The sequence below is a fragment of the Mucilaginibacter sp. FW306-07-L genome, from assembly GCF_058782065.1.
Genome location: NZ_JBYSXI010000002.1, coordinates 1,081,054 through 1,093,979, shown reverse-complemented (window position 1 = coordinate 1,093,979; position 12,926 = coordinate 1,081,054). Strand labels below are relative to the sequence as shown.

General features: G+C 43.7%; 10 protein-coding genes. 5 read left to right on the top strand and 5 right to left on the bottom strand.

Annotated features, from left to right (window positions below; translation table 11 throughout):
• The first annotated feature begins 225 nt into the window (after nt 1-225).
• On the top strand, nt 226-1,020 hold the full coding sequence (locus AC3WJC_RS14960; RefSeq protein WP_492399910.1) for a glycine-rich domain-containing protein: 795 nt from the start codon (nt 226-228) through the stop codon (nt 1,018-1,020).
• Here AC3WJC_RS14960 and AC3WJC_RS14955 read toward each other — a convergent pair.
• The 3 genes from AC3WJC_RS14955 to AC3WJC_RS14945 all read right to left on the bottom strand — a co-directional run bounded on the left by AC3WJC_RS14955 (nt 1,017) and on the right by AC3WJC_RS14945 (nt 5,873).
• Nucleotides 1,017-2,198 carry a PepSY-associated TM helix domain-containing protein gene (locus AC3WJC_RS14955; protein ID WP_492399909.1) on the bottom strand — a complete coding sequence of 394 codons (1,182 nt, stop codon included), beginning with the start codon at nt 2,196-2,198 and terminating at the stop codon, nt 1,017-1,019. The two genes, AC3WJC_RS14960 and AC3WJC_RS14955, sit on opposite strands and share 4 nt — an antisense overlap.
• A gap of 67 nt (nt 2,199-2,265) precedes the next feature.
• On the bottom strand, nt 2,266-3,048 hold the full coding sequence (locus tag AC3WJC_RS14950) for a GLPGLI family protein (protein WP_492399908.1): 783 nt from the start codon (nt 3,046-3,048) through the stop codon (nt 2,266-2,268).
• An 8-nt stretch (nt 3,049-3,056) separates the two neighbouring features.
• Nucleotides 3,057-5,873 (bottom strand): outer membrane beta-barrel family protein, encoded by a 2,817-nt coding sequence (locus tag AC3WJC_RS14945; RefSeq protein ID WP_492399907.1) that lies wholly within the window; start codon nt 5,871-5,873, stop codon nt 3,057-3,059.
• Nucleotides 5,874-6,248: 375 nt separating this feature from the next.
• Here AC3WJC_RS14945 and AC3WJC_RS14940 point away from each other — a divergent pair, with 375 nt between their 5' ends.
• The 4 genes from AC3WJC_RS14940 to AC3WJC_RS14925 all read left to right on the top strand — a co-directional run bounded on the left by AC3WJC_RS14940 (nt 6,249) and on the right by AC3WJC_RS14925 (nt 12,295).
• Complete coding sequence (locus tag AC3WJC_RS14940) at nt 6,249-8,528, top strand: GH92 family glycosyl hydrolase (protein WP_492399906.1); 2,280 nt, start codon at nt 6,249-6,251, stop codon at nt 8,526-8,528.
• A 303-nt stretch (nt 8,529-8,831) separates the two neighbouring features.
• On the top strand, nt 8,832-10,253 hold the full coding sequence (locus tag AC3WJC_RS14935; RefSeq protein WP_492399905.1) for a glycoside hydrolase family 125 protein: 1,422 nt from the start codon (nt 8,832-8,834) through the stop codon (nt 10,251-10,253).
• Between the two features lie 17 nt (nt 10,254-10,270).
• Nucleotides 10,271-11,338, top strand: a complete 1,068-nt coding sequence (locus AC3WJC_RS14930; RefSeq protein WP_492399904.1) for a glycoside hydrolase family 76 protein — start codon at nt 10,271-10,273, stop codon at nt 11,336-11,338.
• Between the two features lie 69 nt (nt 11,339-11,407).
• A complete protein-coding gene (locus tag AC3WJC_RS14925) occupies nt 11,408-12,295 on the top strand; it encodes a glutamate--tRNA ligase family protein (protein ID WP_492399903.1) in 888 nt (295 codons plus the stop codon).
• On the opposite strand, the gene AC3WJC_RS14920 is transcribed toward AC3WJC_RS14925, so the two are convergent.
• Together AC3WJC_RS14920 and AC3WJC_RS14915 are read right to left on the bottom strand one after the other, a co-directional pair.
• Nucleotides 12,288-12,689 carry a contact-dependent growth inhibition system immunity protein gene (locus AC3WJC_RS14920; RefSeq protein WP_492399902.1) on the bottom strand — a complete coding sequence of 134 codons (402 nt, stop codon included), beginning with the start codon at nt 12,687-12,689 and terminating at the stop codon, nt 12,288-12,290. The two genes, AC3WJC_RS14925 and AC3WJC_RS14920, sit on opposite strands and share 8 nt — an antisense overlap.
• On the bottom strand, nt 12,689-12,859 hold the full coding sequence (locus AC3WJC_RS14915) for a hypothetical protein (RefSeq protein ID WP_492399901.1): 171 nt from the start codon (nt 12,857-12,859) through the stop codon (nt 12,689-12,691). The genes AC3WJC_RS14920 and AC3WJC_RS14915 overlap by 1 nt, the downstream gene beginning before the upstream one ends.
• Between the last annotated feature and the right edge of the window lie 67 nt (nt 12,860-12,926).

Below are 12,926 nucleotides of genomic sequence, written 5' to 3'. Positions count from 1 at the left end.
CTGCGGTAAAACGTGGGAGAGTAGGTCGGTGCCAAATCTTCTAAAAGCCCCACTCAGCTATGAGTAGGGGCTTTTTTGCGTTTAAAAAACTTTTTGAGGATAATCTTACATCGATCAACATTCAAAGCTTCTAAAGGATAGGCTAATAGGTTAATGCTTAATGCTTTCAAGTTGTTACTGTATTCAATTATACTTTCTATATTGGTTCAGTAAACCTTACCAATAATGACGGCAGAAGAAACTATAATTTGGGGGAAAATAGGTGGCTTTAATTTAGATGAACCTGATGCAAAATTCAAATTTTCTGACAGGCTCGCAAGAGAAAACGGATGGTCAGTAACCTACACCCGGCGTGTTATAAATGAGTACAAAAAGTTTATCTTTCTATGTTGTATTAGTACGGATGGAGTTACGCCGTCTGATCCTATAGATCAGGTATGGCATCTTCATTTAACCTATACGCGTTCTTATTGGATAGATCTTTATCAAAACACGATCGTAAGGCAAATACACCATCACCCAACTAAGGGAGGCGTAACAGAAGCCAAGCGCTTTAAAAGTTATTATCAATTTTCAAATAATCTGTATAAGCAACACTTCGATACAAACCCTCCGGCTGATATATGGCATACCAGCGATCAGTGCTTTACAGATATTCATTTTCAAAGGATAAACCTGGGCGAATATTGGCTGGTCAGGAAACCAGCTCTTATGAGGCATCACTTACTATATGTTCTATCATTATTGGCGATAGGCTTGTTTATACAAGCCGCTGAACTTACCATCATACCTGTTTTGGCACTGATCGTAATTGTTATTGTAGTTGCCGTGTATAGCAATAATTATCCTTTCAAAAATGATGATAAAGGCAGCGATTCGGGATGCACTTCCGGATGCGGGGGTAACACCTGGGATGATGCCAATCATACAGCCAGCCATTCGCATTATTCAGATGATAGCAATGGCTGTAATAGTGGCTGTTCGGATTCTGGCTGTAGCGGCTGTAGTAGCAGTGATTAAGCTTCGGCCATTTGCAATCGCCGGGCGGTTTTCTTTATTGATCCGGGTTTATTCGCTTTTTTGCGGCGCCCCCACCAAATAATAAATCCCGTTATGGGCATGCTGGCACATATCAGGCTGCCAAAAAATGCGGCTATCTTACCGGTTAGTCCCACGATTGCACCCACGTGTATATCATAATTCATACGTGCAATTTTATCGGCAGTGCTGGCTTTGGCTAGGCGGCCGTAAGCATGTTCAACCGGTATCTCTTTAAGCGTGTACTGATCGTAAAAATGATAGTCAGATTTCCAGTAAGTGTAAGTATCCGGGTTTATCGCGATCTCAATAGCAGCCTTGTTGTTTTCCGGAAAGTGAACATCTACACTCCCTTTAAAATTTTTAAGGCTATCATTAGTTCGTGCCCAAAGGATATCAGTAGCCGGCGCGTTTTTATCCTTTAAGTGAATTTTGGTAGTATCAGATACAGACTCTGTGAATTGTACTTGTGATTTCCCTCCGGATGACACCCAATATACTGATTTAGCAAACCATTGAAAACCCCAAACCAGCCCGGTTATGGCTATGAAAATGATCACCCAACTCATGTAAAACCCTAACACATTGTGCAGATCGTAATTAACCCTGCGCCACTTGGCATTCCACTTAATGCTAAAACGCTGTTTTGTAGCGGCTTTGTTTTTGGGCCACCACAATACGATGCCTGATATAAGCAGGAACAAAAAGATCAAGGTACCGGTAGCTACAATTGGCTGCCCGATTTTAGGTGGGAGCCAAAGGTAAAAGTGCCCGTCAATCACTATCCGGAAAAAATCCTGGTTCATGTCCTTGGTTTTGAGTACCTCTCCGGTGTAAGGATTCATGAACACGATCAGGTAATAGGATGGCTCATACCCGTAATAAACCGCCATGGCTGCTTTTCCGGGTTCGTAGTTGATACTATGCGGCTCTTTACCCGGGTATTGCTTATTAGCTATCTCACGTAATTTTGATGGCGGCAGTACCGGTTTATTTTGTACAGCGGCGAAGCGGTAAGGCTGGGTGACGCTTTCAATCTCACGCTCAAAAGCCAATATACAACCGGTTATGCCCAAAAAACAAACCAAAAGGCCCGACGCAAGGCCGAGCCAAAGGTGAAGTCTTCCTGTCCAAAATTTAAAGCCTTTTTTCGCTGCCATTCCAAGTACAATTGAATGACAAAAATGCGAAAAATATCTTTATTAAGATTGAATATAAATAATTTTCTTACAGCATTACCGCTTTAAGTACGCCCTGGGCATATTCGCCCCAATCTTTCATCGCGTTTTTTACGGTGTTTACAAACGTTTTACGGTCTGTAGCTTTGCCCTTAGCGGGTGGGTTTAATGATGCAGCCGGTACACTCGTATCGGTTACTTTGGTAGCAAACCAGGTAACATTATCATGCGGTAAAGCCACACCCAATATCATACCGGGTAAACCGCTGAATGATTCAGGGCCGCCTGATACCGCTATCTCATCGGTATAAAAAGCTACCACGTAAATAGAATCTAAAACCAAAGCGTTGGCACGGCGGCATTCATAACCGGCTATGTTACGGGTTTCGCTGGTTATCTTCCATTTTATCTGCCGGGTACTGTCTTTCAACAAAAAAGTTTCCTCAAATACCTTTTTCTGCGCAACGGTTTTATTGGTGCTCAGGTCAGTAAATATGGTGTTGTTTTGCCCTACAATAGCGCGGTTGCCCCAATATTGCGGGTTGTTCTCTTCGGGGATAGGAGTAAACACCGTTTTATTATCGCCAAAGGTTAAAGTGCTCTTTAGTTTTTTAAACTGGGGGTTATTTTTTTTATAAGCATCATACATGTTGGTCATGAATGTTTCGTTTTCCCTGTTTATTTCCTTACGCATCAAGGCATACATATTGGCTGATTTTTCAAACTCAATAATGCCTGATTTAGTAAAGTGCTTATTTTGCGCTATTGCACCACTCAGGCCTAAGGTTAAGAGTAATGCTACCGTTGTGAGTTTTTTGTATATCGTTTTCATTGGTGATATTAGTTTTTGGCAACGCCACCGCCCATGTGGTTAAAATCATAAGATATGGAGAACATAAAGTAGCGGCGTATGGTGGTGTAACTATTTTGGTAGATAACGTTATTGTTAGCGCTGCGGCTAAACCCGGTGTTTTGGTTCAACAAATCGTTTACTGTTGCTGATAGTTTCAGGTTATCCTGTTTCATAAAGGTTTTTGTCACTGAGGCATTCCAGATGGTACGGCGGAATGGCTCGGCAAATGTTTGTGTGGCTGCCTGGTACTCATGCTCAATATCCGACCCGATCTGGAATTTGAAGGGCAGGTAAACATTAAATCCGCCCGACAAATTATAAGCCCTGCCGTTACTGTTACGTTCCGGATTTAACGAGGTTTCGTTGGTGTTGTATGACGGACGGAAATCAACCCTTACATCGTACTTTTTAGTTGCGTACTTTGACAACGATAGCCCTAATGAATAAGAGTAAGCCTTGGTGCGGTTCTCCTGGTTATTCACCATATTATAAAAGGTATTGCCGTTAATGTTACCGTTTAAGCCGGCACTAAAGCCCCAGAATATTTTACGGTTATACCAAAGCCCGCCATAAAAATTATTGGTTTTACGGTTAGGCAGGTTAAAAGATTGAATAACGCTTCTGCCGGTAATGGTATCGGTAAATACATTGGTAACTATCGGGTTGGTGGTGAATGAGTACGATCCGTACAAATTCATCCATTCATCAGCCAGTACTTTATATGAGTTGGCGCTAAAGTTAAAGCGGTGGGTGAATGAAGGATCCAGATCCGGGTTACCCAGGGTGATGTTCAAAGGGTCGTTATTAATGCGGATGGGTTGTACCTGATCAATTGTTGGCTGGGTGGTATTACCGTTGTATGATAACCTGAATGATTTTTGTTGCGAGAAACGGTACTGCCAGGTAGCCTGCGGAAACCAGTTGGTAAAGTTTCTGTCAAACCGCATATTGTTTATACGGTTAACCTGCTGAAAGTTTACTATGGCCGCCCTTGTACCAAAATTTAATGTAGTTTTTCCTTTTTTGTAATTGAATACGGCACCTGCCTGGTTAGAGAGCTGGTTGAGTTTAAAATCACTGCTCAATGAATCTATCTGGCGGTTGTAACTGCCGTTACCAAGTGTTTGTTCAAATGTGCGCCTGTCGGCAGTGGCGTTATTAATATTTACACCATAGTTCAGCACAACAGAAAAATCTTTGGTGATAGGTTCTGTGTAGGTAATGTTTGAATTTAATACGACACTTTCCAGATCGTTCACTTTAAACTGATCAATATTGGTTGTACTGTCGAGTGTACCGGTTCTATCGTAATAATTGATGGTTGATTTCAGAAAACCGTCGGCATTGTTACGGGTTACTGACGGGGCTATGTTTACAGAGAAAGTACGTCCCTTTTTCTTTAATTTTTTGTTGTAGAATATAGATGCATTAAACAGCTTCTGACTGCCGTCAGTAGTCAGTTCACGAACGTTGTCATTCTGTAAGGTATCATTACGGCGACTGACAGAATTAAAATTCTGGCGGTTATCGCTTTCTTTTAACGTACCGCCAAAAGTTAGTTTAAGGTTTGATGTAGTATCTATTTTAAGGTTATATGTACCATCAAGTTTTTGCCTGAACAGGTAGTTGTCGAATTTCTGATCAGATAACGTGGTTTGACTAAGCGTTGGCGAAAGGTTGTTTATGTTAACAGAGTTGTTGGTTCCTTCAACCTCTATAGAGCCTATTTTATAATTAGCGTTTACTGATTCCTTATCTTCATTCCACTTGGTATCATAGTGCAAACCACCGGTACGGGCTGTTGGCAGGCCTTGGCCACTGTAACGTCCGTCAAATGAGTCCAGATCATCACCGCCACCGCTGAAAAAGATGGATACGCTGCCATCATCACCATAAGTAACATTGTCTGATCCGCCGCCGTACTTATCACTATCGCCCCAGCCTAAGCCGGTTTTGCCGGTGTTACTCAATGTACCATAGGCCGAAAACTTTTGCTTGCCCTTAAAGGTATTAAACATCAGTTCGGTTTGGTTAAAACCGCGTGTACCTACGGCTGCCTGCGCTTTGCCAAACGAGCCGCTTTTTTTATCCTCTTTAAGTTTGATGTTCAGTGTTTTGGTTTTTTGCCCGTCATCAATACCGGTAAAGGTAGCCTGATCACTTTTTTTATCATAAAGCTGCACCTTGTCAACCATATCGGCACGCAGGTTTTTGGTAACCAGGGTAGGGTCATCGCCAAAAAATTCTTCGCCATCAACCAGTACCTTGCTTACGGTTTCGCCCTGGGCGGTTATTTTACCGTCCTTATCAACCTGTATACCCTGTAGTTGTTTCAGCAGGTCTTCAACCTTGGCGTTGGGTTGTATGTTATAGGTTTTGGCATCATACTCAGTAGTATCACCCTTTATCTTGATCTGCGCCGCGGTACCTTTTACCATTACCTCCTGTAACAATCGCGATTTCAGGCTGAGTTTCACTGTGCCGAAATTGTAATCGGTTTTGGTGCCATCCAGTTTAAATTGCTCCACATAGTCGGCATATTCAGGGTAAGCCACCAGCAGGATGTAGCTGCCTGCCGCCAGTTTAGGGAAGTTGAATGAGCCATCCTGCGCGGCACGTGCGTACGTAACCAGTACCGAATCCTTAGCCTGGAGAATACTTACTGATGCGTTTTCGAGCTTTACATTGGATGCGGTATCAGCAACAATACCTTTTGCCGTGTAGTTGGTAGGGGAAGGTGTTTGGGCAAACACCGACAGGCTGCTTATCAGTAGCATAACAAGCGCCATAATTGTGTACTTCATATAAAGAGTAAAGGTTTGAGCAAGTATAACTAAATTTTTAGGTAATAAAAGTGGAACTATCGGCTATTAACTTTTTTTAACAAATTTTAACAGTATTGTTACGCAATAGCCGTCAATAAGACAGTATTACAAACCATTGTGTTACAATACCTGTAAATTATTTTTACGGTTAAAGCATCAGCTATGTACTATAAGTTAAAATAAATCTGGCTCAGCAAAGCTGTAGCGCCGTTTTTTGTAAAGCCGGGCTATTATTAGGCGATTAACCAGGTAGACAGTTAAATTACCAGGCTTAAAAAAATTTGATAATACCTTTTAGCAAAATCAAAAAGCCATATATTAGCAACTTTGGAAAATCCATACAAAACCAACCAAATGAAAAAATTATTAACTATTACTTTTTTATTGACCATCATCTTCAGGTCGTACGGTCAGCAGGCTGACCTGGCTGCCCTGGTAAACCCGCTGATGGGTAGCGATTCGCAGTACGATCTGTCGAATGGTAATACTTATCCGGCTGTAGCTGTGCCCTGGGGCATGAACTTTTGGTCGGCACAAACCGGTAAAATGGGCGACGGATGGATGTACACTTACGATGCCCACAAAATACGCGGCTTTAAGCAAACCCACCAGCCATCGCCATGGATGAATGATTACGGGCAGTTTGCCATTATGCCGGTAGTAGGCGCGGGCAAAGTGCATGAGGATGCAAGGGCCAGTTGGTTCTCGCACAAGGCCGAGGTTGCCAAACCTTACTACTATAGCGTTTACCTGGCCGATCATGATATAACTACCGAGATTACCCCGACCGAGCGCGCGGCGCAATTTCGTTTTACTTACCCTAAAAGCGACGAATCATTTATCGTGATTGACGCGCTGGATCGTGGTTCATACATCAAGGTATATCCTGAACAAAAAAAGATAGTAGGTTACTCAACCAAATACGCGCGCGGCCCGCTTAAAAACTTTAAAAACTTTTTTGTTATTTATGTTGATAAGCCAATTACCGTTGCTAAAACTTATAAAGATACAGTAGAGAACAACGGCTTAGAAGTTAATGATAAACATGCTTTAGCCGTTATCGGCTTTAAAACGGTTAAAGGCGAAAAAGTAAACATGCGTGTAGCCTCTTCATTTGTGAGCATAGAGCAGGCTGACTTGAACCTGAAACGTGAGCTTGCAGGCGACAGCTTTGATCAAACTAAAGAAAAAGCTCATACCACCTGGAATAAAACCCTTGGCCGTTTAACGGTTGAAGGCGGTACCGATGAGCAGCAACGTACTTTTTACTCGTGCCTTTATCGTATGCTGTTCTTCCCGAATAAACTGTACGAGATTGACGCGAATAACAAAATAGTTCACTATAGCCCGCACACCGGCAAAATCGAGCCTGGTTACAAATTTGCGGGTACCGGTTTTTGGGATACCTTTAGGGCGTTATACCCATTCCTGAACCTGGTTTATCCATCTATCAACAAAGAGATGCAGCAAGGCCTGATCAGCGATTATAAAGAGGGCGGCTGGCTGCCGGAGTGGTCAAGCCCGGGTTATGCTGATATCATGATCGGTAATAACTCTGCCTCGATAGTTGCTGATGCCTATATTAAAGGCGGCCGTGGTTATGATATTAACACCCTTTGGGATGCCGTGATACATGGCGCTAATAACGAGGATGCCAAAAACTCATCAATCGGCCGTCGTGGTGTTAAATATTATAATGACTTAGGTTATGTGCCTTACGATGTAGACATCAACGAAAATGCTGCCCGTACATTAGAATATGCCTATGATGATTTTGCCATCTATAACCTGGGCAAGGCTTTAGGCAAACCGGAGTCTGAGATCGGTATCTATAAAAAACGCAGCCGTAACTACCGTAACCTGTTCGATAAATCAACCGGTTTTATGCGTGGAAAAAAGAAGGATGGTACTTTTGCTTCGCCGTTCAGTCCGCTTAAATGGGGTGATGCCTTTACCGAAGGTAATAGCTGGCACTATACCTGGAGCGTTTTCCATGATATTAAAGGTTTAATTAACCTGTATGGCGGCAACAAACAATTCGCTAATAAGCTGGATTCGGTGTTCATTATGCCTCCGGTGTTTGATGACAGCTACTATGGTAGCGTGATCCACGAGATCCGCGAAATGCAGATCGTTAATATGGGCCAGTACGCGCACGGTAACCAGCCTATACAACACATGACCTACCTGTACAACTACGCCGCTGAGCCATGGAAGAGCCAGTACCACGTACGCGAGGTAATGGACAAGCTATACAAACCAACTCCGGATGGTTACTGCGGTGACGAGGATAACGGCCAAACATCAGCATGGTATGTGTTCTCGGCAATGGGTTTCTACCCGGTATGTCCGGCGGTTGATCAGTATGTTATTGGTTCGCCATTATTTAAAAAAGTTACCTTAAAGCTGGAGAACGGCAAAACCGTTACCATCAATGCGGCTAACAACAACAAGGCAACCCGTTATGTTAATACTGTTACAGTTAACGGCAAGCCATATACGCATAACTGGTTAAGCCACTCAGCTTTGCAAAAAGGCGGTGTTATTAACTTCAACATGTCGGCACAGCCCAACAAAACACGTGGTACAGGGGCGGCAGATGCACCGTACTCACTAACAGATAATGAGAAGTAACAGCTTATTGTTACATAAAAAAGCCCCTGCAAAGGGGCTTTTTTGTTTGCATTTAACTGTGTATTTTCATTAGTTTTAACCCGGCACAATTAAACCAGCCAATTAGTAACCTGTTTCTGTACCTGCTTTTCGTTCACCGGCGCTACAATGCGCTATATTGATGATGAAAATGTATTGGCAGTTTGCTAAAACGTTTATGTTGATTAAGGCGTGTACAATAGCACCCATCATAACCGTTAGGCTGATGCCGGATATTAAATTAACTAAGCGGGCCATAAACCCGGTATTGGAATAAATTAAACTATGGAAAGAAGAAAATTCATTGCCAGCACTGCCATGTTAGGTGCCGGCGTACTGGCCAGCAAACTATCAGTTGCCGGCTCACTGGCCGATTATCCGGTTGTACGGGTAGCCGCTGCCAAACGTAACTTTACCAGCAAGGCTGTTGAAGCCGCTATTAAGGAGTTTAAACAAAAGGTAAAAGATAAAGAGCTGGGCTGGCTTTTTGAAAACTGCTTCCCGAATACATTAGATACTACGGTTACTTACAAACAAAAGGACGGTCGCCCGGATACTTATGTAATTACAGGTGATATTGATGCCATGTGGCTGCGTGATAGCAGCGCGCAGGTTTGGCCGTATTTTAACCTGATTAAAAAGGACAAGTCTTTGCAGGATCTGATTGCCGGTGTAATCAATCGCCAGGCAACAAATGTACTGCGCGACCCTTATGCCAACGCTTTTTATAATGACGCGGCAAAAGTAGGTGAGTGGAAAACCGACCATACCGATATGAAACCCGGTCTGCACGAGCGTAAATGGGAGATCGACTCGTTGTGTTACCCCATCAGGCTGGCGTACCAGTACTGGAAGCTAACCGGCGATACCAAACCGTTTGATGCCACCTGGAAAAAATCTATCGAAACCATCCTGAAAACATTTATAGAGCAGCAGCGCAAGAACGGCGACGGGCCTTACCATTTTCAGCGTACTACCCAGTTTGCTACCGATACAGTGCCCATGAGCGGTTACGGTTACCCGGTTAAGCCGGTGGGTTTGATCTGCTCAGCCTTCAGGCCGAGTGATGATGCTACGGTTTATTCGTTCCTGATCCCTTCAAACTTCTTCGCGGTGAGCAGTTTGAAGCAAGCGGCTGAAATGGTAAAAACAATTTCAAAAGACGACGCCCTGGCTACGCAGCTAACCGCTTTAGCTACCGAAGTGGATGCCGCCCTAAAACAGTATGCAGTTATTGATGTGCCTACCTACGGCAAGGTTTACGCTTTTGAGGTAAACGGCTATGGCAGTTATAATCTGATGGATGATGCTAACGTGCCAAGCTTGCTTTCGTTACCGTATTTAGGCGCGATGCCTAATACTGATCCTATTTATATCAATACCCGTAAAATGATTCTTTCGTTGGATAACCCATTCTTCTACAAAGGTACAGCCGCCGAAGGTATTGGCGGTCCGCACGTAGGTAAGGATATGATTTGGCCGATGGCGATCATTATGCGCGCGCTTACCAGCAGCGATGATGCCGAGATCAAGGAATGCATCCAGGTGCTGAAAAGAACGCATGGCGACACCGGCTTTATGCACGAAACCTTCCACAAGGATAATCCGAAGAAGTTTACCCGTAGCTGGTTTGCCTGGGCGAATACTTTGTTTGGTGAGTTACTGTGGGAAACCTATCAAACCAAACCGCAGCTTTTACAGGCTTAACCGCAAATCATCAGCCTATGAAATTAAGAACAATAGTAGCTATAGGCCTGTGTACGGCGTTTGCCTTTAAGGCGGGCGCGCAAACCAAGGCCGAATATCAGCAACGTATCAACGCTTTATACAGCGGTGTGCAGCAGCATTTATATGATGCTGCAGCCGGTTTGTATTATGAGGATACCAAACCCGAATCAAAAAAGCGCCACTCGTACCTGTGGCCGCTTTGCGCGCTGGTACAGGGTGCCGATGAGATGGATAAGCTGGAGCCGAAAAAGAACCGTACCGATAGCGTTTTAGCAGCCATCCAAAAGTATTATCGCCCTACGCCACCTGCGCCGGGTTACCAGGCCATGGTGGTGCACGATGAAAAGGATTCCCGCTTTTATGATGATAACCAATGGATAGGCATCGCGGGTTTGGATGCCTATAATCGTACCCATAAAAAAAAATACCTGGAACTGGGCAAACTGATCCACCGCTTTCAGTTAACGGCTTATGATGATAAGGCCGGCGGCGGTTTGTACTGGAAAGAAGATGAACGTACTACCAAGAATACCTGCTCAAACGGTCCTGCGGTACTCATCGCCTTGCAACTGTACAAGATCACCAAGGAGAAAAAATACCTGGACACGGCGTTGCTGATCTACAACTGGACCAACAAGAACCTGCAGGCACCATCGGGTGTGTTTTATGATAACATCAAGATACTATCGTTAAATGTGGATAAGGCGACTTACACTTATAACTCCGGTACCATGTTGCAGGCCAATGTGTTGTTGTATACCATCACTAAGGATAAAAAGTACCTCACCGAAGCAAAGCGTATTGCCGACGCCTCAAAGGCGCATTTTTTCCGTAACGGCCGCTTGCCGGGTAATTACTGGTTTAATGCTGTGCTGATACGCGGGTACATGGAATTGTATAATGTAGAGAAGGATAAAACCCGCCTGCAATTTATTATTGACGATGCCAACGCCATTTGGAACACCGAGCGCGAAGGTAACCTGGTAGGAAAGCGTGAAGAAAAAGCATTGATTGATCAGGGTGCCATGATCGAGATCTACGGCAGGCTGGCCAGTTTGAAATAACGGTTTGCTTAAATTACTATATTAGCTATTCATCCCCCCGTTAATTATGGTTGGATGAATAGCTTTTTTATGGATAAAACATCCGTTTTTCACTGTACACGCATTGCACCTACACCCAGTGGTTACCTGCATGTGGGCAACGCGTTATCATTTATTATAACCGCCGGTTTGGCTGCCGAAACCGGTGCCGTTACCTTGCTGCGTATTGATGATATGGACCGCGACCGTGCCGATGACCGCTACGTGCAGGATGTGTTTGATACGCTCCATTTTTTAGATATTTCCTGGCAGGAGGGGCCTCGTGATCTGGAGGAGTTTAATAATGGCTGGTCGCAAGTATTAAGGCTGGATAAATACAATGCCGCTTTGGAGCAGTTACGGCAAAGCGGGCAGGTGTTCGCCTGTAATTGCAGCCGGTCGCAACTAAAGGGATTAACGGCTTATCCCGGTACCTGCCGCCATAAAAATATTCCGTTGGATGCACCCGGAGTAAGCTGGCGTTTAAAAACCGAAGAGGCAACCATCAGCGTAAAAACCCTGACCGGATATATAACCGAGCAGCTACCTGCCGAAATGACTGACTTTGTAGTACGAAAAAAAGACGGCTACCCGGCATACCAGCTATCATCAGTGATAGATGATGTGCTTTTTGGTGTTGACCTGATTATCCGCGGGCAGGACTTATGGCCATCCACTTTGGCGCAATTATATTTAGCGCAAATATTGGGCTTGCCGTTTAGCAACTTTACTTTTTATCATCACCCATTATTGTTAGGTAGCGATGGCACCAAATTGTCAAAATCGGCAGGCGCTACCTCTATAAAATATATGCTTGAGCAGGGCTATTCAACAGAAGAAGTATTAAGCACTATCGCGAAGCAAGCCGGAATAAATGAGCCTTTGAATGATTGGCGGCAGCTTTATGAAAGGCTGAAAATAGTGTTAAGCATTAGCTGAGGCGATCAAAATTGCCAAGCTTAATGCCTGCATCTTTTACAGTTTCATAGTGGGTATTGATGATTTGAGTTATTCTGCTAAAATGATCAGGGTTTTTTATCCAGAATTTCTTTTCTATATGGAGTACCGATTGCAGAAGATCACCCGGATAAAAGTCACCCTCAGCAAGAACATCATTTTCCAATATTTCTAAAGCAAGTTGAACAAGGTGTTCATTTCCAATATTCTGACCGATCATTATACGCAGATCCTCAATTGAGAATTGTCCAATAGGTTTATTAGCAAGCTCCTTACAACGAGTAACCAGGTAGCTCTCGCCAGGCTCAGGAGTGCCAAGATCAATATTTACTAAGGTTCTAAGCGTTTGATTAAGCTTCTTGTTACCCAATGACATTACTGTCCGCCGGTTTTTAAGTACATATAAATCACACCAACGGCTACTATAACAAGCAGTATCAGCAAACCGGCAACGCCGCGGCGTTTGTCCTGGCGCATAACCCATACTAATAAAGCAACCAGTGGTATAACAAATATCAGCCAAAATATAAGGGAAGGAAAACTCATGATCTTTTATTGAGTCCGGAAAGTCCCGGAAGTGTTTGCAAATATAGATTTTTTTTAGTCCGCAAGT

Bases quoted from the DNA above. Each gene is read 5' to 3' on its own strand.
- AC3WJC_RS14960 (WP_492399910.1), top strand. From the start codon at position 226: ATGACGGCAGAAGAAACTATAATTTGGGGGAAAATAGGTGGCTTTAAT.
- AC3WJC_RS14945 (WP_492399907.1), bottom strand. From the start codon at position 5,873: ATGAAGTACACAATTATGGCGCTTGTTATGCTACTGATAAGCAGCCTG.
- AC3WJC_RS14955 (WP_492399909.1), bottom strand. From the start codon at position 2,198: ATGGCAGCGAAAAAAGGCTTTAAATTTTGGACAGGAAGACTTCACCTT.
- AC3WJC_RS14915 (WP_492399901.1), bottom strand. From the start codon at position 12,859: ATGAGTTTTCCTTCCCTTATATTTTGGCTGATATTTGTTATACCACTG.
- AC3WJC_RS14925 (WP_492399903.1), top strand. From the start codon at position 11,408: ATGGATAAAACATCCGTTTTTCACTGTACACGCATTGCACCTACACCC.
- AC3WJC_RS14950 (WP_492399908.1), bottom strand. From the start codon at position 3,048: ATGAAAACGATATACAAAAAACTCACAACGGTAGCATTACTCTTAACC.
- AC3WJC_RS14930 (WP_492399904.1), top strand. From the start codon at position 10,271: ATGAAATTAAGAACAATAGTAGCTATAGGCCTGTGTACGGCGTTTGCC.
- AC3WJC_RS14935 (WP_492399905.1), top strand. From the start codon at position 8,832: ATGGAAAGAAGAAAATTCATTGCCAGCACTGCCATGTTAGGTGCCGGC.
- AC3WJC_RS14940 (WP_492399906.1), top strand. From the start codon at position 6,249: ATGAAAAAATTATTAACTATTACTTTTTTATTGACCATCATCTTCAGG.
- AC3WJC_RS14920 (WP_492399902.1), bottom strand. From the start codon at position 12,689: ATGTCATTGGGTAACAAGAAGCTTAATCAAACGCTTAGAACCTTAGTA.